Here is a 21,036-nt window from a genome sequence, read left to right on the forward strand (position 1 = left end):
CAACCTCCCCCATGTCTTTCGGGCTAATTGTCGAACAAACTCCTCCCTCCCGCGAACGGTTCTCGCTGCAAACACAATCATACTTTTCGTCCTTCCCCAACTCATTGATAACTGAGAGAAAAATTCTAGGGGAATTTTAGCTTTTCCTTAGTTACCACAAAGTTGCTCTTGCTCAATTCTCTTTATCGAGTTTTGTGTCTAGTATCGGACAGCAATCAAATTGCCACCATGTCTATACACGGATCTGAATAGGTAAGAGGCTTATATGGAATTTTTCGAAAAGCTCACCAGTCTGGCAGCAAAAATTCGCTTGCAAGGTCCAGCCATTCAAACAGAAGAAGCCACAAAAAATGCGTTTGTAATGCCATTTATCAACACGGTATTGGGTTACGACGTGTTCGACCCCCAGGAAGTGACTCCCGAATTTGTCTGCGATATCGGAACAAAAAAGGGGGAAAAAATTGATTACGCAATCATGAAGGACGGCGAGGTTCAAATTCTCATAGAGTGCAAAAAAATCGGTGAGCCACTGAACCTCAACCATGCATCGCAGTTGTTTCGCTACTTCCACGTTACGAGTGCAAGAATCTCGATTCTCACCAACGGTCAGGTCTATAAGTTTTTTACGGATCTGGATGCGCCTAACAAAATGGATGAAAAGCCGTTTCTTGAACTAGACCTTCTGGATATTGATGAATACTCGGTTCCAGAACTGACCAAACTGACGAAATCTGCCTTTGACGTCGACTCAATCATCAATGCAGCTGGTGAGCTGAAATACGTCAGTCAAATCAAAAAAGTCATCGCATCACAGCTCACTAAACCCGAGGATGACTTCGTCAAAGTTTTCGCATCTCGGGTGTACGAAGGCGTCATTACACAAAAAATCCGTGAGCAGTTCTATGAGCTGACCCGCAAAGCCTTGAGCCAGTTTCTCAACGACCAAATCAATGATCGACTCAAATCAGCCATGAGTGGCGCTATCCAGCCGACCATCACCTCTCTACCCGTCTCTGCCAGTGCCAATACAGTCACGACTGAACGTGACGAGTCAGAGGAAAAAGTTCTAACGACACTTGAAGAACTAGAGGGATATCACATCGTAAGAGCTGTCGTGCGCTCGGTGGTCGATGCCAAGCGGATCGTTCAACGAGATACACAAAGCTACTTCGGGATTTTGCTCGACGATAATAATCGCAAGCCCATTTGCCGACTTCACTTTAACCGCAGCCAGAAGTACATCGGTATTTTTGATGAGGAAAAGAACGAAACCCGACACGCAATTTCATCCATTGATGAGATTTACGAATACTCAGACCATCTGAAGAAAACGGTAGGGTACTACGACTAACGATAAGATGACCTGAGCCCCCCCCTGTGGCGAGCGGGCTTGCCCCGCGTTGGGCTGCGCAGCAGCCCCAGCACAGAAGCATACGGTTCACCTGACACTCCGTGGCGCCTGGTTTGGGGGCAGCTTCGCTGCCCAACGCGGGGCAAGCCCGCTCGCCACAGGGAGTAAGCCGCCCAAACACATTACTCACCCGCTTTTCACATCTCCCCGACGAATCCCCTTCTAGACTTCCCTTATCAGCCGCTTAACGGCCTGGGAGTATGAGATGTGGCGGTTCGCCGTAATGCTGGGGGTGGTGATGGCGCTTTCAGGCTGCCAGTCCACCCGCGATGAGTTGCTGGCCAAGGGTTATCCACCGCCCTTCGCCGACGGGTTTGACGATGGCTGTAGCAGTGGGCGCCAGGCGGCCGGGGTGATCACCGGGACGTTTCGCAAGGACGTCCCGCGCTATTTGAAAGACCGCGCCTACGCCGAAGGTTGGGAAGATGGCTTTCGCCAGTGCAAGGCCATGCGTGAGAGCGAAGACCGCGATGAGTATAGGGAACGCCACTGGGACGAGCGCGAGCGCGCCTGGCAGCAGGAGAAGGACCGCGACGCCGCACGGGCGTATCGCAGCCAGTGACACCACCCAGAGCGAATGTGGGAGCTGCAAGCCCCCACAATTGATTCTCGGTGGCGCTCAGGTCGCAGCCTAGACGATGCCCTGCGCCAGCATTGCATCCGCCACTTTCACAAAACCGGCGATGTTCGCGCCTTTCACGTAGTTGATCCGGCCGTTTTCTTCGCCGTAGTGCACACAGGCATGGTGGATCGACTGCATGATGTTATGCAGCTTGCTGTCCACTTCACCGGCGGTCCACAGCAGGCGCATGGCATTTTGGGACATTTCCAGGCCACTCACTGCCACGCCACCGGCATTCGATGCCTTGCCCGGCGCAAACAGGATACCGGCGTCGATAAAGATATCCACAGCCTCCAGGGTCGTCGGCATATTGGCGCCTTCGGCCACGCAGATGCAGCCGTTGCGCAGCAGAGCGCTGGCGGCTTCGGCGTCCAGCTCGTTCTGGGTCGCACAGGGCAGGGCGATGTCGCATGCCAGTTCCCATGGGGTCTTGCCGGCGCGGAATTCCAGGCCAAAACGCGAGGCCAACTCGCTGATGCGCCCGCGCTGCACGTTTTTCAGCTCGAGCAGCGCCGACCATTGTTCCTCGGTCAAACCAGTCTCGCAGTACAGGGTGCCTTCGGAGTCGGACAGGGAGATCACCTTGCCGCCCAGGTCCATGACTTTGCGTGCCGCGTATTGCGCCACGTTGCCGGAGCCAGAGACTGCCACGCGCTTGCCTTCAACCCGCTGGCCCTGGCGCTTGAGCATCTCTTCGGCGAAGTACACGCAACCAAAGCCGGTGGCTTCCGGGCGGATCAGGCTGCCGCCGTAGCTCATGCCCTTGCCGGTGAATACCGAGGTGAATTGGTTGCTCAGCCGCTTGTACTGGCCAAACAGAAAACCGATTTCCCGAGCGCCCACGCCGATATCACCGGCCGGGACGTCCACGTCTGCACCGATATGACGGTACAGCTCACTCATGAACGACTGGCAGAACCGCATGACTTCGGCGTCGCTCTTGCCCTTGGGGTCAAAGTCCGAGCCGCCCTTGCCGCCGCCCATGGGCAGCGAGGTCAGGGAGTTCTTGAAGGTCTGCTCGAAGGCGAGGAATTTCAGCACCCCCAGGTTGACCGAGGGGTGGAAGCGCAGGCCGCCTTTGTAAGGGCCGATGGCGCTGTTCATCTGGATACGGAAGCCGCGATTGACCTGGACCTTGCCCTGGTCATCAACCCACGAGACCCGGAAGGTAATCGCGCGTTCCGGCTCGCAGATGCGCTCCAGGATGCCCGAAGTCAGGTAGTGGGGATTGGCCTCAAGAAACGGCCACAGGCTGCGTAGGACTTCTTCCACAGCCTGGTGGAATTCCGGCTGGTCCGGGTCGCGTTTTTTGAGGCGGGCAAGGAAGGATTCGACGGATTCAATCATGAAAAGTCTCGGCAGATTTATTGTCATTAATGGCGATTTGCCCAGGACTTTATCAATTCATGTCGCACCGTGACAGGGCAAAATGTCGCTTTTGTGAATTTAAATGGTGCAATAGATATAAATAACCCTGATTTTCTGCCCCTTAACAGGGATTTCAACGCGAGCTATGCACCAATAGTTAAACCGCTAATGCAGGCACCTCAGGCCACCTCAATTGCGCCAAAAAAAACGGAGCCCGAAGGCTCCGTTTTGTTCAAACCAACCCGAATCAGGCCAGTTTTTTGTGCCGTACACGATGCGGCTGGGCAGCCGCTTCGCCCAGGCGCTTCTTGCGATCGGCTTCGTACTCGGTGTAGTTACCTTCGAAGAACACCGCTTGCGAGTCGTCTTCGTACGCCAGGATGTGCGTTGCCACGCGGTCCAGGAACCACCGATCGTGAGAGATCACAATCGCGGCGCCCGGGAAGTCCAGCAGGGCTTCCTCCAGGGAACGCAGGGTTTCAACGTCGAGGTCGTTGGACGGTTCGTCGAGCAGCAGGACGTTGCCGCCCTCCTTCAGGGTCAGGGCCAGGTGCAAGCGCCCGCGTTCACCACCGGACAGGTCCTTGACGAACTTCTGCTGGTCGCCCCCCTTGAAGTTGAAACGGCCAACGTAGGTGCGCGACGGGATTTCATAGTTGCCGATACGGATCTGGTCGGAACCGTCGGAAATCTGCTGGAACACCGTCTTGCTGCCGTCGAGGTCTTCACGGCTCTGGTCCACGCAGGCCAACTGCACGGTTTCGCCGACTTCGATGGTGCCCGAATCCGGTTGTTCCTTGCCCATCAGCATGCGGAACAGCGTGGATTTACCCGCACCGTTACCCCCGATCACGCCGACGATGGCGCCTTTAGGCATGGAGAACGACAGGTTGTCGATCAGCACGCGATCGCCATAGCCTTTGCAGACGTTCTTGAATTCGATGACCTTGTCACCCAGGCGCGGACCGGCCGGGATGTAGATTTCGTTGGTCTCGCTGCGCTTCTGGAACTCCTGGGACTGCATTTCCTCGAAGCGTTGCAGACGGGCCTTGGATTTCGACTGACGAGCCTTGGCGCCTTTGCGCACCCACTCCAGTTCGTCCTTCATGGCCTTTTCATGGGCCGACTGCTGCTTGGATTCGGCCGCCAGACGGTCGGACTTGGCTTCCAGCCAGCCAGAGTAGTTACCCTCGTAAGGGATACCGGCGCCACGGTCGAGTTCCAGGATCCAGCCCGCGACGTTGTCCAGGAAGTACCGGTCGTGCGTGATCGCGACCACGGTGCCCGGGAAGTCATGGAGGAAGTGTTCCAGCCAGGCCACGGAGTCAGCGTCCAGGTGGTTGGTCGGTTCGTCGAGCAGCAGCATGTCGGGGGCCGACAGCAGCAGGCGGCACAGGGCCACGCGGCGCTTTTCACCACCGGACAGGTGCTCGACCTTGGCGTCCCAGGCCGGCAGGCGCAACGCATCGGCGGCGACTTCCAGCTGGCGCTCCAGGTTGTGACCGTCGCCAGCCTGCAGGATGGCTTCGAGCTTGGCCTGTTCGGCGGCCAGTTTGTCGAAGTCGGCATCCGGCTCGGCGTAGGCCGCGTAGACTTCGTCCAGGCGGGCCTGGGCGTCCTTGATCACGCTGACGGCTTCCTCGACCACTTCACGCACGGTCTTGGACGGGTCCAGGATCGGCTCTTGCGGCAGGTAACCGATGTTCAGTTCGGGCATTGGGCGGGCTTCGCCTTCAAACTCGGTGTCGACGCCGGCCATGATTTTCAGCAGCGTGGACTTACCCGAACCGTTAAGGCCGAGTACGCCGATCTTGGCGCCCGGGAAGAAGGACAGCGAAATGTTTTTCAGGATTTCCCGCTTCGGTGGAACAACTTTGCCCAACCGATGCATGGTGAAAACGTATTGAGCCAAAATGTGGACCTCGTAAAAAGATGAGAACAGGGCCTGCGTAGCGTCATGGCGCTGTACGTAGCACATCGAATGATCAAGGTTAACCTAAGTCAGCGACGGCGGGCAGATTGACAGGCGCTTTTGAGCCGCGCTTTTTCCTGCTGTGGGCCAGATGGAACACAATACCCGGCAACATCCCCCTGATGAAGAAGACACATGCCACCTGCATTCTGGACCACGCCTTACCCCCTGACTGGCCCGGGAGACAGCTTCGATGCTTAACGTCATGTCTGCACTTGGGCTATTGCTCTTGATGCCGGGGCCGACCAATACCCTGCTATTGCGCTCGGGCGTGCTCTCGGGTTTCAGGCGGGCCTGGACCCTGAGCCTGCTGGAGTGCCTGGCCTACCTGCTGCAGATCTCTTTTTGGGGCTACGCCCTCAGCCATATTGGCGTCAATGCGCCCTGGTGCCTGAAGGTGATGCAGTTCGTCTCTATTTGTTACCTGGTCAAGACCTCGTACGGCCTGTGGCGCGAGCCCGCCGTCGACCTGTCCCTGCTGCCCGGAGCGCGGGTGTCGAGGTGGCACTTCTTTTTACTGACGCTGATCAACCCTAAGGGTTTGCTGGTGGTTTCGTTCATCGTGCCGGTGCAGACCTTTGCCGATCTGGCCTTATATGGGCAGTTCGTCATGCAATTCACCGCAGTGGTGATCCCAGTGGGCTGCGCCTGGGTGCTGTTCGGCGCACGCATCAAACGCAGCGGGCATGCCTGGCTGACGCCGCAGAACATAAACCGCACCGCTTCTGTGGTTATTAGTTGCTTTGCACTGGCCATTCTATTCAAACTGGCGGATGGCTTGATCAGTACTGGCCCGGCGCTGTAGTCCTGCCAGGCGGGGCTGGCACTTTGCCACAACTCAAGGCATGCTAGCCGCCCTTCGGGCGTCCGGCTTATAGTGCACGTCGCGCGCCAATCCAGCCAAACCGCAGGATCACAGCTTGACCAACGTAACAAAGCCGAGCCCGTTGCGCGCAGCCCATATTGCGCCGGGCGCCCCCCTGCACGGCCCCCTCAAGGGCGCATTGGCGACGCTGGTCCTGTTGCTGCTCGCACTATTGTTCTGGCAACTGCTGGATCAATTGCAGCAGAACCAGAAGGACCAACAGCAATACACCATCAACTACAGCGCCGACCTGGCCGAACAGATCAGCCTGAACATGGCCCTGAGCGCGCAAATCGCCCTCAACCTGCTGCCGATCGTCGAACCGCCACGCAATGAAGAACAACACCAGGCCCTGATGCGCAGCTTGCAACGCTCGTTGCCGGAACTGCGCAGCGTTGCCCTGCTCGCCCCCAGCGGCGCGATCCTCAGTGACTCCGCCGATAACAGCCAGGACAGTGCCTGGCTCGAAGAACTGGTCAAGCGCAGCCATGCGCAGTCCTATTATTTGAGCAATAACGGCGACGGCTCCATCATCTACCTGCTGCTGCACCAGCCCAGCGGCGGCGCCAAGATGTACTGGGTGTTGCGCCTGGCTCCCAATTACCTGGCCAACCTGACGCGCCAGGACGGCCAGGGCTCACGCCCGATGTGGGCAATTGAAAACCAGGTGAACCACCGGGTTGTCAGCCGTGACAGCGGCATGCCCAGCCAGTGGTCGGCCGGGCTGACCCCCGAAGAGCTGAATAAAACCGTACTGGTCACCCCTTTGAGCAAAAGCGACTGGCAACTGCGCGGGCTGTTTGATCGCGCCGCTGTGCTGGAGCAACTGCTGCCGGCGTTTATCGGCAAATGCCTGCTGGGCCTGGCCTTTTCGCTGATCCCGGTGCTGGTGCTGCTGAACATGCGGCGGCGCCAGCGCCAGGTCAATGAAGGCCGGCGCCGCTATCAGGATATTTTCGACGGCACCGGTGTGGCCTTGTGCGTGCTCGACCTGTCGGGCCTGCGCGGTTTCTTCGACAAAGCCCAGTTGCACACCCGCGAGCAATTGCAGGAGTGGCTGCACAACAGCCCCGAGCAACGCCAGCAACTGCTCAAGGAACTGCGCATCACCGAGGTCAACCAGGTCGCCGTGCGCCTGCTGAACGTGGCGTCCTGCGAACAGGCCTGGGAACGCTTGATCGACGGTTGCCCGCTGAACACCAGCGCCATCGGCTACGCAGTGCTTGAAGCGGTGCTGACCCAGCACAAACAGCTGGAGCTGGAGATTCAACTCAGCGACATCGAGGGCAACGACCAGTACCTGTGGCTGGTCATGCGCCTGCCGGAAGAACAGCACGACTATAAGGCGGTGATCCTCAGTATCAGTGATATCACCAGCCGCAAACTGGTGGAACTGTCGCTGGTGGAGCGCGAAGCGTTCTGGTCGGACGTGGTGCGCACCGTGCCGGACCACCTGTATGTGCAGGATGTAATCAGCCAGCGCATGATTTTCAGCAACCACCACCTGGGCCACACCCTGGGCTACAACAAACACGAACTGCAGCAAATGGGCGAGTACTTCTGGGAGATCCTGCTGCACCCCGAAGACGCCGAGAGCTATCACGACCTGCGCCAGCAACAACGCGCCGCCGGGTACCTGGCGCAGTTGCAATGCCAGTTGCGCTTTCGCCACCGCAACAACCAATGGCGGCGCTTCGAGATCCGCGAACAGGCCCTGGCACGGGACAAGACCGACCAGGTCACGCGGATTATCGGGGTGGCCAAGGACATTACCGACCAGATCGAGGCCAGCGAATCCCTGCGCGACAGCGAGCAGCGCTACCGCATGCTGGCCGAAAGCATCAGCGACGTGATTTTTTCCACCGACAGCAAGCTGGCCCTCAACTACGTCAGCCCGTCGGTAAATGCGGTGCTGGGCTATGAAGTCGACTGGATCTTCAAGAACGGCTGGCAATCGACCATCGCCAACCCGCAGCAACTGACCGGCATCTACACCCTGGTGGAGCGGGTCAGCCGCGCCCTCGACCAGCCCGAAGCCCTGGCCCTGTTGCGCGACGATGTGCAGACCCAGCTGTTCCTGTTCGATTGCCTGCGGGCCGACGGGCGCAAGGTGCCGATCGAACTGCGCCTGGTACTGGTGTGGGACGAGCACGGCGCGTTCGAAGGCATCCTCGGCGTGGGCCGCGATATCAGCCAGCAACGCCGCGCCGAGAAAGACCTGCGCATGGCGGCCACGGTATTCGAGCACTCCACCTCGGCGATCCTGATCACCGACCCGGCCGGCTATATCGTGCAGGCCAACGAAGCCTTCAGCCGGGTCAGCGGTTATGCCGTGGCCGATGTGCTCGACCAACTGCCGAACATGCTCACCGTCGACGAACAGCAGGAAGCCCACCTGCGCTATGTGCTCAAGCAACTGCACCAGCACAGCACCTGGGAAGGCGAAGTGTGGCTCAAGCGCCGCAGCGGCGAGCACTACCCGGCCTGGGTCGGCATTACCGCTGTGCTCGATGACGAGGGCGACCTGGCCAGCTATGTGTGCTTCTTCAGCGACATCAGCGAGCGCAAGGCCAGCGAACAACGCATCCACCGCCTGGCCTACTACGACGCCCTGACCCACCTGCCCAACCGCACGCTGTTCCAGGACCGCCTGCACACCGCGTTGCAGTCGGCCGAACGACAAAAGTCGTGGGTGGTGCTGATGTTCCTCGACCTCGACCGCTTCAAACCGATCAACGACTCCCTGGGCCACGCCGCCGGCGATCGCATGCTCAAGGAAATGGCGACCCGCCTGCTCGGTTGTGTGGCCGAGGACGACACGGTGGCGCGCATGGGCGGTGACGAGTTCACTTTGCTCCTGCAACCCCGGGTCAGCCGCGAAATGGCACTGAACCGGGCGATTCATGTGGCCGAACAGATTCTCGCCAGCCTGGTGAAGCCGTTTGTGCTGGAAGGCCGCGAGTTTTTTGTCACCGCCAGTATCGGTATCGCCCTGAGCCCTCAGGACGGCAACGAACTGAGCCAGTTGATGAAAAACGCCGACACGGCGATGTACCACGCCAAGGAACGCGGCAAGAACAACTTCCAGTTCTACCAGGCCGACATGAACGCCAGCGCCCTGGAGCGCCTGGAACTGGAAAGCGACCTGCGCCATGCCCTGGACCAGAACGAATTCGTGCTCTATTACCAGCCGCAGTTCAGTGGCGATGGCAAACGTTTGACTGGCGCCGAAGCCCTGCTGCGCTGGCGTCACCCACGCCGTGGCCTGGTGCCACCGGGGGATTTCATCCCGGTCCTGGAAGAGCTGGGCCTGGTGGTGGACGTGGGCGACTGGGTGATCGACGAGGCGTGCCGCCAACTCAAGACCTGGCACCAGAACAAGGTGCGAGTGCCCAAGGTCTCGGTGAATATTTCGGCGCGGCAATTCTCCGACGGGCAGTTGGGCACGCGGATCGCCACCATCCTCAAGGAAACCGGCCTGCCGCCGGCGTGCCTGGAGCTGGAATTGACCGAAAGCATCCTGATGCGCGAGGTCAACGAGGCCCTGCAGATCCTTGCCAGCCTGAAAAACCTCGGCCTGAGCATCGCTGTGGACGACTTCGGCACCGGCTACTCATCGCTCAATTACCTCAAGCAATTCCCCATCGACGTGCTGAAGATCGACCGCACTTTCGTCGACGGCCTGCCGTCCGGCGAACAGGATGCGCAGATCGCCCGGGCAATCATCGCCATGGCCCACAGCCTGAACCTGGCGGTGATCGCCGAAGGCGTGGAAACCCATGAGCAACTGGACTTCCTGCGCGAGCATGGCTGCGACGAGGTGCAGGGCTACCTGTTCGGGCGGCCGATGCCGGCCAATCGGTTTGAGGCGCAGTTCAGTAACGACGCCCTTTTCATGTTTGACTGAGGTTTTGCGGTGGGGCTGATGGCCTCATCGCGGGCAATCCCGCTCCCACAGTTGAATGTGGGAGCGGGCTTGCTCGCGAAGGGGCCATCAAATACGCCATCCATCTCTGGATGAACGCCACTTGTCCGCGACATGATGTCCTTTCATATGCCATCTAAAACCCATTGGGTTAGAATGCCCCTCTTTTCTGCCCCCGATCCTTGAGGACCGCCATGTTCAGCCGTGATTTGACTATTGCCAAGTACGACGCCGATCTCTTTGCCGCCATGGAGCAAGAAGCTCAGCGCCAGGAAGAGCACATTGAGCTGATCGCTTCGGAAAACTACACCAGCCCTGCCGTGATGGAGGCTCAAGGTTCGGTTCTGACCAACAAGTACGCCGAAGGTTATCCGGGCAAGCGTTACTACGGCGGTTGCGAATTCGTCGATATCGTCGAGCAACTGGCTATCGACCGCGCCAAGGAACTGTTCGGCGCCGATTACGCCAACGTCCAGCCACACGCCGGCTCCCAAGCCAACGCGGCCGTGTACCTGGCCCTGCTGCAAGGCGGCGACACCATCCTGGGCATGAGCCTGGCCCACGGCGGTCACCTGACCCACGGCGCCAGCGTTTCCTCCTCCGGCAAGCTGTACAACGCTGTCCAGTACGGCATCGACGGCAACGGTCTGATCGACTACGACGAAGTCGAGCGCCTGGCCGTCGAGCACAAGCCAAAAATGATCGTGGCCGGTTTCTCTGCCTACTCGCAGATCCTCGACTTCCCACGCTTCCGTGAAATCGCTGACAAAGTGGGCGCCTACCTGTTCGTCGACATGGCCCACGTGGCCGGTCTGGTCGCCGCTGGCGTCTACCCGAACCCAGTGCCTTACGCTGACGTCGTGACCACCACGACCCACAAGACCCTGCGCGGTCCACGTGGCGGCCTGATCCTGGCGCGCGCCAACGCCGATATCGAGAAAAAGCTGAACTCCGCCGTATTCCCAGGCGCCCAAGGTGGCCCGCTGGAGCACGTGATCGCCGCTAAAGCGATCTGCTTCAAGGAAGCCTTGCAGCCTGAGTTCAAGACTTACCAGCAACAAGTGGTGAAAAACGCCCAGGCCATGGCCACTGTGTTCATCGAGCGCGGTTTTGACGTGGTGTCCGGCGGTACTGAAAACCACCTGTTCCTGCTGTCGCTGATCAAGCAGGATATCTCCGGTAAAGATGCTGACGCTGCCCTGGGCAAAGCCTTCATCACCGTGAACAAGAACTCGGTACCGAACGACCCACGTTCGCCGTTCGTCACCTCGGGCCTGCGCTTCGGCACCCCGGCCGTGACCACTCGTGGCTTCAAGGAAGCAGAGTGCAAGGAACTGGCTGGCTGGATCTGCGACATCCTGGCTGACCTTTCCAACGAAGCCGTGATTGACGCGGTACGTGAGAAGGTCAAGGCCATCTGCAAGAAGCTGCCGGTATACGGCGCTTGATTGCAGTTGCTTGAATAAGAAGCCCGGCTCTTGAGCCGGGCTTTTTTATGCCTGTTGACCGCGTTTCAAGTCAGGGTTGGTAGACCCGCTGGAAGCCTTCGCGGATCTTGTCTTCCGGCAACTCATCGGCAATAAACACAATCACACTCTCCCGCGCCTCACCCTCGGCCCATTCGGTGTCCCAATCGAACCCGTAGAGCTTGAGCACGCCCTGGAACACCATGCGCCGATCTTCCCCGGCGATGTTCAGCACGCCCTTGTAACGCAGCAGTTGTTTGCCGTGTTCTTCCAACAGTTCGTTCATGAACTCACTGAGCCGGTCGATATCCAGCGGCTGGTCGGTGCGCAGCACCAGGCTGGAGATACGGTCGATGGACGGCGCCTGGCTGACCGGGCGCAGGGTCATGCCGGCGTTGAGGTTAAAGCCGCGCACGTCCAGCAGCTCAGCCAGGTCGATCTTGCCATGTTCCACCACACGAATCGGCGCACGACGGTTGATGCGGGTCAGGCGTTGACTGAGCGCCTCGAAGCTGGCGTCGTCCACCAGGTCGCGCTTGCTTATCAGCAGGCGGTCGGCAAAGCCGATCTGGGCCTGGGCGATGGTCTGGGTCAGGTGGTGCTCGGCGTGGGCCGCGTCCACCAGGGTGATGATGCCGTCGAGGAGATAGCGCTCGCGCAATTCCTCGTCGATAAAAAAGGTCTGGGCCACCGGCGCCGGGTCAGCCAGACCGGTGCACTCGATCACCAGGCGGTCGAAGGCGATCTCGCCGCTGTCCAGGCGTTCGAGCAGCAGGTACAGGGCTTTGGTCAGGTCGGTGTGGATGGTGCAGCACACGCAACCGTTGGACAGGGTCATGACCTGGACCGGCTCATCGCCCAATAGCTGGGTGTCGATGCCGGCGTCACTGAATTCGTTTTCGATCACGGCGATTTTCAAGCCGTGCTCGGCCTTGAGCAGATGGCGCAACAAGGTGGTCTTGCCAGCGCCGAGGAAGCCGCTGAGGACGGTGACGGGGATGGGAGAGGACAAAATATTCTCCTTGAGGAAACACAAAACAAATGTGGGAGCGGGCTTGTGTGGGAGCGGGCTTGCTCGCGATGCAGGCAACTCGGTCTATCTGGTATACCGAGGTGATGCTATCGCGAGCAAGCCCGCTCCCACACAAGCCCGCTCCCACAGGGGATCACATAGGCCCAACCCTATTGGATCAACAGCACTTGGGCCCGCCCTTGCCGCCGTAACGGGCTTCCTGGCGCTCCCGGAAGAACGCCTTGTAGTCCATCAACGGCTTGTCCGGGTGCTTGGTTTGCATATGCTCGACGTAGGTGTCGTAGTCGGGCATGCCGACCATCAGGCGTGCAGCCTGACCGAGGTATTTACCGAGGCGACCGATGTCATTGAACATGTCTGCAACCCTCTATCACGCGTCCGGCATGGCTTGGAATGGTGCTTCTTTATCCGTACGTTCCTTGGTGCCCCAGGCGGCAACGCCGACCTTGATGGCATAGAACAGGATGCTGAAGACCACGAACAGGAACAACACCGTCAACGTCGCGTTGGTGTAGGCGTTCCAGATCACGTGCTGCATCTGGTCGATACTCTTGGCCGGGGCCAGGATCTGCCCATTGGCCAGCGCATCGCTGTACTTCTTGGCCAGCGACAGGAAGCCGATCGCCGGGTTGGCGTCGAACAGCTTGATGAAGCCTGCGGTGGTGGTGCAGATCAGCAGCCAGACAGCCGGCAGCAGGGTCACCCAGATGTAGCGCTGGCGCTTCATTTTGATCAGCACAACGGTGGCGAGCATCAGCGCGATACCGGCCAGCATCTGGTTGGAGATGCCGAACAGCGGCCACAAGGTGTTGATACCACCCAGCGGGTCGATCACGCCCTGGTACAGCAAGTAGCCCCACATCGCCACACAGCCTGCAGTGGCGATCAGGTTGGCCGTCCAGGACTCGGTACGCTTGAGCGCCGGCACGAAGGAACCGAGCAGATCCTGGAGCATGAAGCGCCCGGCACGGGTACCGGCGTCCACAGCGGTCAGGATGAACAGCGCTTCGAACAGGATTGCAAAGTGGTACCAGAACGCCATGGTGTTTTCACCCGGCAGCACACTGTGCAGGATTTGCGCGATACCGACCGCCAGGGTCGGCGCACCGCCGGCACGGGCCAGGATGGTGGTTTCACCGATGTCATTGGCCACCGCTTGCAGCGCTTCCGGGGTAATCGCAAAGCCCCAGCTGCTGACGGTTTGCGCAACAGTCACCACATCACTGCCGACAATCGCCGCAGGGCTGTTCATGGCGAAGTACACGCCTGGCTCGATCACCGAAGCGGCAACCATGGCCATGATGGCGACGAACGACTCCATCAACATGCCGCCATAACCGATGTAGCGCGAGTGGGCTTCATTGGCCAACAGCTTGGGCGTGGTGCCCGAGGAAATCAGCGCGTGGAAACCCGATACCGCACCACAGGCGATGGTGATGAACAGGAACGGGAACAGGCCGCCCTTCCACACCGGGCCAGTGCCGTCGATAAACTGGGTCAGCGCCGGCATTTTCAGGTCAGGCATGGTGACCAGGATGCCAATCGCCAGGGCGATAATGGTGCCGATTTTCAGGAAGGTAGACAGGTAGTCGCGCGGGGCCAGGATCAGCCACACCGGCAGTACCGCGGCCACGAATCCGTAGCCAACCAGCATCCAGGTGATCTGGATCCCGGTGAAGGTGAAGGCCTTGGCCCATACCGGATCAGCGGCAATCTGCCCGCCGAGCCAGATCGAACCCAACAGCAACAGCACGCCAATGATCGAAATTTCGCCGATGCGGCCCGGACGGATGTAGCGCATGTACACGCCCATGAACATCGCGATCGGGATGGTCGCCATCACCGTGAAGATGCCCCACGGGCTTTCGGCCAGGGCCTTGACCACGATCAGCGACAGCACCGCGAGGATGATGATCATGATCAGGAAGCAGCCAAACAGCGCGATGGTCCCGGGAATGCGGCCCATTTCTTCGCGGACCATGTCCCCCAGGGAGCGGCCGTTGCGACGGGTGGACAGGAACAGGATCATGAAGTCCTGCACCGCACCCGCCAGCACCACGCCGGCAATCAGCCACAGGGTACCGGGCAGGTAGCCCATCTGTGCAGCCAGTACCGGGCCGACCAGAGGCCCCGCGCCGGCAATGGCGGCAAAGTGGTGACCGAAGAGAATATGTTTGTTGGTCGGCACATAGTCCAGACCGTCGTTGTTGATCACTGCGGGGGTGGCCCGCCGTGGATCGAGTTGCATCACGTTATTTGCGATGAACAGGCTGTAGTAACGATAAGCCACCAGATAAATGGCGACTGCCGCGACTACAATCCACAAGGCGTTGATTGCCTCGCCGCGCCGCAAAGCCACTACGCCCAGGGCGCACGCTCCTACGATTGCCAGCAACAGCCAGGGTAGATGGCGGAGCAGGCTATTATTATTTTTCATTTTTATATTCCAGCCAGGGTGGACAGAAAGACAGCCAGGCCGAGTTTAGCGCGCTGTGCCCTAAAGACCAGCCCCCTACGTTGGTCTAGAGCCTTGCCGGGGCGAAAAAAACAGAAATAAACGCCCGATAATGGCGCAAGGCTACAATCCCTGGACCAACAGAGGGTTTCACCATGAGCGACCAGCCGTCAGATCGACGCCGTTTTCGGCGGATTGCCTTCAATGCCAAGACCGAACTTAAGCAAAACGGCCAGCAATGGCCGGTGCAACTGGTGGATTTATCGCTCAAAGGGTTGCTGGTGCAAAAGCCCGCGCCATGGCTGGGCAAGGGTGACGAGCCCTTTGATGTGGACATTCACCTGGACGCCGACACGGACGTGAGCATGCAAGTGCGGCTGAGCCATGACGACAAGGGGCAACTGGGGTTCGTCTGCGAATATATCGACCTGGACTCGATCAGCCATTTGCGCAGGCTGATCGAGCTGAACCTGGGGGATGAGGAGGAGCTGCATCGGGAGCTGGGCGAGTTACTGAACATCTGACGATGTGCACACATCAATGTAGGAGCTGGCTTGCCTGCGATGGCGGCGTGTCAGTCAGGGACGCAGCGACTGATTCGACACCATTGCAAGCAAGCCATCTCCTACAGGGTTCTGTGGTATTTCGGGTTATTCGAACAAGGCATCCAGTGCCTGTTCGAGCCGCGTCACCGCAATCACCTGCAACCCAGGCGGCGCCTCCTTCGGCGCGTTGCCCTTGGGCACGATGGCACGCTTGAAACCATGCTTGGCGGCTTCCTTGAGGCGCTCCTGGCCGCTGGGCACCGGGCGTACCTCGCCCGACAGGCCCACTTCACCAAATACCAACAGGTCATGGGGCAACGGCCGATTGCGCAGGCTCGACATGACCGCCGCCATCAAGGCCAGGTCAGACGCGGTTTCCAGCACCTTGACGCCGCCGACCACGTTGAGGAACACGTCCTGGTCATGGGTCGGAATCCCGCCATGGCGATGCAATACCGCCAGCAACATCGCCAGGCGGTTCTGATCCAGACCCAGGGTCACGCGGCGCGGGTTGGCCAGATGGCTGTCGTCCACCAAAGCCTGGACTTCCACCAGCATTGGCCGGGTACCTTCCCACGTTGCCATCACCACGCTGCCCGGTACTTCTTCCTGGGCGCGAGTCAGAAAGATCGCCGAAGGGTTGGAGACTTCTTTCAGCCCCCGGTCCGTCATGGCGAACACCCCCAGCTCGTTGACCGCGCCGAAACGGTTCTTCACCGCCCGCAACAGGCGCAGGCGCCCATCGGACTCGCCCTCGAAATACAGCACCGTATCCACCATATGCTCCAGCACGCGCGGGCCGGCCAGTGCGCCTTCCTTGGTGACATGGCCCACCAGGAAAATCGCCGTGCCGCTCTGTTTCGCGTAGCGCACCAGCAACGCCGCACTTTCCCGCACCTGGGACACCCCTCCCGGTGCCGATTGCAGTTGTTCGGTGAAGATCGTCTGGATCGAGTCGATCACCATCACCTTGGGCTTTTCCACGCGGGCGGTGGCGATAATGCTTTCGATACAGGTCTCGGTCATGACCCGCAATTGGTCCTGGGGCAAGCCCAGGCGGCGGGCGCGCATGGCCACCTGTTGCTGGGATTCTTCGCCGGTGACGTACAGGGCTGGCATGCGGCTGGCGATGCTGCATAGGGTCTGCAAGAGGATGGTCGACTTGCCGATGCCTGGATCGCCACCGATCAGCACCACCGAGCCGTCCACCAGGCCGCCACCGAGTACCCGGTCGAGCTCGCCGGACGCCGTGGAAAAGCGCGGGATTTCCTCGACGCTGACTTCCGCCAGGGTCTTGATCTGGGCTTGTTGCCCGGTCCAGCCGGAGCGCCCGCTGGGAGCTGCGGCGCCACCGCTTTCAATCATAGTTTCCGTGAGGGTATTCCACGCCCCACACTCGCCACACTGGCCCGCCCATTTGGGAAAGGTCGCGCCGCACTCTGTGCAGCCGTACATGCGCTTGGCCTTTGCCATCTGAGAACCTCCAACCGAAAAACCGCGATGATAGCTCAGCGTGGCGCTGCGGTACGGATTTCACCGTTGGCCAATCGTGTAGCGCTGTTGCCCAGCGGGTCTTCGGCATTCAGGTCGGCGCCCTGGGCCTTGAGTGCATCGAGCAGTTCGATACGCTTGAACAGCCCGGCGTACATGGCCGCCGTCTGTCCGGCGCCGTTGCGTTGGTCGGGGTTGCAGGCGGTGCCCAGCAAACGCCGGGCAATGCTCAACTCGCCCTTGAAGATCGCGCCCATCAGCGCCGTATTGCCGCGTTTATCCTGCACACAGGCATCGGCACCGGCTGCCAGCAGTTGCTCCACGGCCGGTTCGTGCCCGTGATAGGCGCTGAGGATCAGCGCGGTGTAGCCCTTGTCATCGACGGTATTCAGGGAATAGCCGGATTCGATAAAAGTCTTGAGCATTTCCACGTCGCCACGTCGGGCAGCGTCGAAGTAGTAATCCTGTAACTGCGCCTTGAGGGCCAGCGGGTCGGCGAACACACTCAAGGACCAGCAGGCCAGTAGCGCCCCTATAAAGCTACGCATCATCAACATCCTCTGCAGGTCCCGTAGGAGCGAGCTTGAACTGGCGGCGACAAGCTCGCTCCTACAGGTGGGTGGATTAGTCGGTCAGCTTTTCAGCCAGTGCCTTGACCCGCGCCAGATCGCCCTTGGCCACTTTGGCCACGCCCGTGCCGTACTCCGGGTCGGCCTTGTAGAGGAACGACAGGATGATGTGCTTGCTGACGTCATCCGTGGTTGCCAGGGAGCCACCGAAGTTTTCGATCAAGTCCTGGCGCTCTTTCTTGCTGTAGGACCGATACAAGTCGCCCGCCTGCTTGAAGTTCTGCTCGCGCTGGATTTTCGCCTGCTGGGTGCTGCCGGCCAGGGGCATCTGGCTGTAACGCGCACTTTGCGGCTCTTCCCGAGGCATCAGGCGGCTTGGCTGGTAGTTCACGCCCGTGCTGGTCTTGCCAAAGTTCATCGCACCATCCTGGTTGCCGTTATTGACGGTGACCCGTGGAGCGTTGATCGGCAGTTGCAGGGCATTGGCGCCCAGACGGTACATTTGCGTATCGGCATAGGAGAACACCCGACCTTGTAACAAGCGGTCCTCCGACGGTTCGATACCTGGTACCAGGTTGGCCGGGGCCATGGCCACTTGCTCGGTTTCCTGGAAGACATTGGCCGGATTGCGGTTCAGCACCATTTGCCCGACTTTGCGCTCGGGAACATCGGGCCAGATCTTAGTGGCATCCAGGGGATCGAAATCAAACTTGGCCAGTTCTTCAGGCTTGAGCACTTGCACATACAAGTCCCACTTGGGGAAGTCGCCCTTGTTGATGTGAGTAACCAAGTCGTTGGTCATATGGCTGTAATCACGCCCTTGCACTTGCACGACCTCCTTGGGGTCCAGGTTCTTGATGCCTTGCAAGCTCTTCCAGTGAAACTTGACGTAGTGCACTTCACCCTTGGCATTGATCAACTTGTAGGCATGTACGCCATTGCCGTCCATCTCCCGGTAACTGGCCGGTGTACCGGAGTCCGAGTACAACTCGGTGAGTGTGCGGGTGGACTCTGGAACATGGGAGAAGAAGTCGAAACGACGGGAGTCGTCATCCAGGTTAGTGCGCGGGTCGGGCTTGAAGGCATGCACCATGTCCGGGAACTTGATGGCATCGCGGATAAAGAACGTCGGGAAGTTGTTGCCGACCAGGTCCCAGTTACCTTCGGCGGTATAGAACTTGGTGGCGAAGCCGCGCGGGTCGCGCAGGGTTTCCGGGGAGTGGTTGCCGTGGACGACGGCAGAGAAACGCACAAACACCGGCGTGGCCTCACCGGCGGCAAACACTTTGGCCTTGGTCAGGTCGCTGAGGTTGTCGGTGACGGTGAAGGTGCCGTGGGCGCCGGTGCCACGGGCATGCACCACGCGCTCGGGGATACGCTCACGATCAAAACGCTGCAGCTTCTGGATCAGTTGCACATCCTGCAGCAAGACCGGGCCGTTTGCGCCGGCGGTCTGCGAGTTCTGGTTATCGCCCACCGCTGCACCATTATCTCGGGTCAGGTTGGCGGCACTGACGGCTAACGACAACAGGCTGGTACTGGCAATCAAAAGCACATTGCGCGCAGCAATAGACCTGCGACTAATAAGGTTTTTCATCATGCAATCCTCTGGTTTTTTTAATGCACTTTTACGGGTGCTTGCCAGAGGCTAGTGATGCTGACGCCAGAAGATAAATAGAAAACCCACACCATCACGATTAAAAAAATAGTGTGGTAAGGCCCTGAAATAACGGGTATTTCGCGCGCGACTGATGGCACTTTGCAAACTATTTGCGTTTTAATGTGTCGATTACAACGAACAGTGTTAACCGTTGTGTCGAGCAAGCTCTTGCAGACTGATTTACACTGAGTTCCTCTCCTCTCAACTGTAACAAGGAATAACCTATGGGCGTGATCAGTGAGTTCAAGGCCTTCGCGGTCAAAGGTAATGTGGTCGACATGGCGGTCGGTATTATCATCGGCGCCGCCTTCGGCAAAATTGTTTCGTCCTTTGTAGGCGACGTGGTGATGCCGCCTATCGGTCTGCTGATCGGCGGTGTGGACTTCGGTGATCTGGCAGTAACGCTCAAGGCGGCCCAGGGCGATATTCCGGCGGTGGTCCTGGCCTACGGCAAATTCATCCAGAGCATCATCGACTTCGTGATCGTCGCGTTCGCGATCTTCATGGGCGTCAAGGCCATCAACCGCCTCAAGCGTGAAGAAGCGGCTGCGCCAAGCCTGCCACCGGTGCCCACCAAGGAAGAGGAATTGCTGGGGGAGATCCGCGATCTGCTCAAGGCCCAGAACAACAAGCCGCTGTAGCCGATCCGCAATACCTGTCAGCCACTAAAAAGGCGCCTCTCACCGGGCGCCTTTTTTTACCAGTAGTTTTCTACCGCCACCTGCCCTGGCCGACGCGTCAGGCTTAACTGCATATCGCGTTGCTTGAGCAATTGCCGGGTGTCATCAATCATCTGCGGGTTGCCGCAAATCATCACCCGCGAATGTTCCGGTGTCAGCGCCACGCCTGCCGCGCGTTCCAATTCGCCATTTTCGATCAGGGTGGTGATACGCCCATTCAATGCCCCTGGGTGCTGCTCCCGGGTGACGATGGGCAGGTAGGTGAGCTTATGGGCGTGTTCGCTCAGGTACTCACGCTCAGCCAGTTCCTTGATAAGGGTCTGGTAAGCCAGCTCCCTGGCTTCCCTGGCGCTATAGACCAGGATGATGCGCTCGAATTTTTCCCAGACTTCAAAGTCCTGCAGGATCGACAGAAACGGCGCAATCCCGGTGCCCGTGCCCAGCAGCCACAAGTCGCGGCCATCGACAAAGCGGTTCAGGGTCAAGAAACCCGTGGCCTGTCGCTCCACCAGCAGCTCATCACCCACCCGCAGGCGGCTCAACTCACTGGTGAACTCACCGCCCGGCACCACAATCGAGAAAAACTCGAGGAACTCGTCGAAGGGCGACGACACCACCGAATAGGCGCGCCACACCAGGCTTCCATCGGGCTTGGTCACACCCAGGCGCACAAACTGCCCGGCGACAAAGCGAAAACCCGCGTCGCGGGTGGTCCGCAGGGTAAACAGGCTGGGGGTCAATGACTGCACATCAAGCAAGGTCTGGCGTGTGAATTTTTCCGCACTGGCCGTCATGGGGGGCTCCGGTCTACAGGTGACCCCTAGTGTGGCCCAAAGCGGAGCCTGGAAACACCGCTGGTTTGTAGTGACATCCCCATCCAGGGGATTTATCCGAGCAGAAAAGCCGAACGCCCTACACTTGAATATGAAAAAAACAGAGCGATAGCAATATGATTCCAACTAAAAACATTTAGC

At 59.3% G+C, this 21,036-nt stretch carries 16 protein-coding genes; 7 read left to right on the forward strand and 9 right to left on the reverse strand.

Features of this window, described 5'->3' with window-relative positions; translation table 11 throughout:
• Positions 1-265 precede the first annotated feature (265 nt).
• Positions 266-1,351 carry a type I restriction endonuclease gene (locus PSH80_RS22935; RefSeq protein ID WP_057958383.1) on the forward strand — a complete coding sequence of 362 codons (1,086 nt, stop codon included), beginning with the start codon at positions 266-268 and terminating at the stop codon, positions 1,349-1,351.
• Positions 1,352-1,616: 265 nt separating this feature from the next.
• Complete coding sequence (locus tag PSH80_RS22940) at positions 1,617-1,973, forward strand: hypothetical protein (protein ID WP_057441124.1); 357 nt, start codon at positions 1,617-1,619, stop codon at positions 1,971-1,973.
• Positions 1,974-2,042: 69 nt separating this feature from the next.
• Here PSH80_RS22940 and gdhA read toward each other — a convergent pair whose 3' ends face one another.
• The gene (gene gdhA, locus PSH80_RS22945; RefSeq protein WP_057441126.1) at positions 2,043-3,380 is read right to left on the reverse strand and encodes an NADP-specific glutamate dehydrogenase; all 1,338 of its coding nucleotides are present in this window, start codon (positions 3,378-3,380) and stop codon (positions 2,043-2,045) included.
• A 268-nt stretch (positions 3,381-3,648) separates the two neighbouring features.
• Entirely contained in the window at positions 3,649-5,313 is a 1,665-nt protein-coding gene (gene ettA / locus PSH80_RS22950) for an energy-dependent translational throttle protein EttA (protein WP_029292090.1), read from the reverse strand.
• Between the two features lie 253 nt (positions 5,314-5,566).
• On the opposite strand from ettA, the gene PSH80_RS22955 reads away from it, so the two are divergent.
• The 3 genes from PSH80_RS22955 to glyA all read left to right on the forward strand — a co-directional run bounded on the left by PSH80_RS22955 (position 5,567) and on the right by glyA (position 11,611).
• The gene (locus PSH80_RS22955) at positions 5,567-6,178 is read left to right on the forward strand and encodes a LysE family translocator (protein WP_057958382.1); all 612 of its coding nucleotides are present in this window, start codon (positions 5,567-5,569) and stop codon (positions 6,176-6,178) included.
• A 115-nt stretch (positions 6,179-6,293) separates the two neighbouring features.
• The gene (locus tag PSH80_RS22960; RefSeq protein ID WP_057958381.1) at positions 6,294-10,145 is read left to right on the forward strand and encodes a bifunctional diguanylate cyclase/phosphodiesterase; all 3,852 of its coding nucleotides are present in this window, start codon (positions 6,294-6,296) and stop codon (positions 10,143-10,145) included.
• A 212-nt stretch (positions 10,146-10,357) separates the two neighbouring features.
• The gene (gene glyA / locus PSH80_RS22965) at positions 10,358-11,611 is read left to right on the forward strand and encodes a serine hydroxymethyltransferase (protein ID WP_057441128.1); all 1,254 of its coding nucleotides are present in this window, start codon (positions 10,358-10,360) and stop codon (positions 11,609-11,611) included.
• 70 nt (positions 11,612-11,681) lie between these two features.
• On the opposite strand, the gene yjiA is transcribed toward glyA, so the two are convergent.
• From yjiA to PSH80_RS22980, 3 genes are all read right to left on the reverse strand, one after another.
• Positions 11,682-12,641 carry a GTPase gene (gene yjiA, locus PSH80_RS22970; protein WP_169990509.1) on the reverse strand — a complete coding sequence of 320 codons (960 nt, stop codon included), beginning with the start codon at positions 12,639-12,641 and terminating at the stop codon, positions 11,682-11,684.
• A 178-nt stretch (positions 12,642-12,819) separates the two neighbouring features.
• On the reverse strand, positions 12,820-13,017 hold the full coding sequence (locus tag PSH80_RS22975) for a YbdD/YjiX family protein (RefSeq protein WP_057441132.1): 198 nt from the start codon (positions 13,015-13,017) through the stop codon (positions 12,820-12,822).
• A gap of 15 nt (positions 13,018-13,032) precedes the next feature.
• The gene (locus tag PSH80_RS22980) at positions 13,033-15,099 is read right to left on the reverse strand and encodes a carbon starvation CstA family protein (protein WP_057958380.1); all 2,067 of its coding nucleotides are present in this window, start codon (positions 15,097-15,099) and stop codon (positions 13,033-13,035) included.
• A 173-nt stretch (positions 15,100-15,272) separates the two neighbouring features.
• Between PSH80_RS22980 and PSH80_RS22985 the strand changes: the two genes are divergently transcribed.
• A complete protein-coding gene (locus PSH80_RS22985) occupies positions 15,273-15,641 on the forward strand; it encodes a PilZ domain-containing protein (RefSeq protein WP_057958379.1) in 369 nt (122 codons plus the stop codon).
• A gap of 126 nt (positions 15,642-15,767) precedes the next feature.
• Here the strand turns inward: PSH80_RS22985 and radA are convergent, their stop codons facing one another.
• The 3 genes from radA to PSH80_RS23000 all read right to left on the reverse strand — a co-directional run bounded on the left by radA (position 15,768) and on the right by PSH80_RS23000 (position 19,319).
• Positions 15,768-17,135: a DNA repair protein RadA gene (gene radA / locus PSH80_RS22990; protein WP_057441136.1), complete on the reverse strand. Its 1,368-nt coding sequence runs from the start codon at positions 17,133-17,135 to the stop codon at positions 15,768-15,770.
• Between the two features lie 35 nt (positions 17,136-17,170).
• Positions 17,171-17,701, reverse strand: a complete 531-nt coding sequence (locus PSH80_RS22995) for an ankyrin repeat domain-containing protein (protein WP_057958432.1) — start codon at positions 17,699-17,701, stop codon at positions 17,171-17,173.
• A 76-nt stretch (positions 17,702-17,777) separates the two neighbouring features.
• Positions 17,778-19,319, reverse strand: a complete 1,542-nt coding sequence (locus tag PSH80_RS23000) for a catalase (protein ID WP_120734177.1) — start codon at positions 19,317-19,319, stop codon at positions 17,778-17,780.
• A gap of 287 nt (positions 19,320-19,606) precedes the next feature.
• Here PSH80_RS23000 and mscL point away from each other — a divergent pair, with 287 nt between their 5' ends.
• The gene (gene mscL, locus PSH80_RS23005; RefSeq protein ID WP_057441140.1) at positions 19,607-20,023 is read left to right on the forward strand and encodes a large-conductance mechanosensitive channel protein MscL; all 417 of its coding nucleotides are present in this window, start codon (positions 19,607-19,609) and stop codon (positions 20,021-20,023) included.
• A gap of 56 nt (positions 20,024-20,079) precedes the next feature.
• On the opposite strand, the gene PSH80_RS23010 is transcribed toward mscL, so the two are convergent.
• Complete coding sequence (locus tag PSH80_RS23010; protein WP_057441142.1) at positions 20,080-20,856, reverse strand: ferredoxin--NADP reductase; 777 nt, start codon at positions 20,854-20,856, stop codon at positions 20,080-20,082.
• Between the last annotated feature and the right edge of the window lie 180 nt (positions 20,857-21,036).

Source organism: Pseudomonas sp. FP818, from assembly GCF_030687335.1.
In the GTDB taxonomy this organism is placed as follows: domain Bacteria; phylum Pseudomonadota; class Gammaproteobacteria; order Pseudomonadales; family Pseudomonadaceae; genus Aquipseudomonas; species Aquipseudomonas shahriarae.

Excerpts from the sequence above, each read along its gene's own strand:
- PSH80_RS22985 (WP_057958379.1), top strand. The coding sequence starts at position 15,273 with ATGAGCGACCAGCCGTCAGATCGACGCCGTTTTCGGCGGATTGCCTTC.
- mscL (WP_057441140.1), top strand. The coding sequence starts at position 19,607 with ATGGGCGTGATCAGTGAGTTCAAGGCCTTCGCGGTCAAAGGTAATGTG.
- PSH80_RS22935 (WP_057958383.1), top strand. The coding sequence starts at position 266 with ATGGAATTTTTCGAAAAGCTCACCAGTCTGGCAGCAAAAATTCGCTTG.
- glyA (WP_057441128.1), top strand. The coding sequence starts at position 10,358 with ATGTTCAGCCGTGATTTGACTATTGCCAAGTACGACGCCGATCTCTTT.
- PSH80_RS22955 (WP_057958382.1), top strand. The coding sequence starts at position 5,567 with ATGCTTAACGTCATGTCTGCACTTGGGCTATTGCTCTTGATGCCGGGG.
- PSH80_RS22975 (WP_057441132.1), bottom strand. The coding sequence starts at position 13,017 with ATGTTCAATGACATCGGTCGCCTCGGTAAATACCTCGGTCAGGCTGCA.
- PSH80_RS22995 (WP_057958432.1), bottom strand. The coding sequence starts at position 17,701 with ATGCGTAGCTTTATAGGGGCGCTACTGGCCTGCTGGTCCTTGAGTGTG.
- PSH80_RS22940 (WP_057441124.1), top strand. The coding sequence starts at position 1,617 with ATGTGGCGGTTCGCCGTAATGCTGGGGGTGGTGATGGCGCTTTCAGGC.
- radA (WP_057441136.1), bottom strand. The coding sequence starts at position 17,135 with ATGGCAAAGGCCAAGCGCATGTACGGCTGCACAGAGTGCGGCGCGACC.
- gdhA (WP_057441126.1), bottom strand. The coding sequence starts at position 3,380 with ATGATTGAATCCGTCGAATCCTTCCTTGCCCGCCTCAAAAAACGCGAC.
- PSH80_RS23000 (WP_120734177.1), bottom strand. The coding sequence starts at position 19,319 with ATGAAAAACCTTATTAGTCGCAGGTCTATTGCTGCGCGCAATGTGCTT.
- PSH80_RS23010 (WP_057441142.1), bottom strand. The coding sequence starts at position 20,856 with ATGACGGCCAGTGCGGAAAAATTCACACGCCAGACCTTGCTTGATGTG.
- PSH80_RS22980 (WP_057958380.1), bottom strand. The coding sequence starts at position 15,099 with ATGAAAAATAATAATAGCCTGCTCCGCCATCTACCCTGGCTGTTGCTG.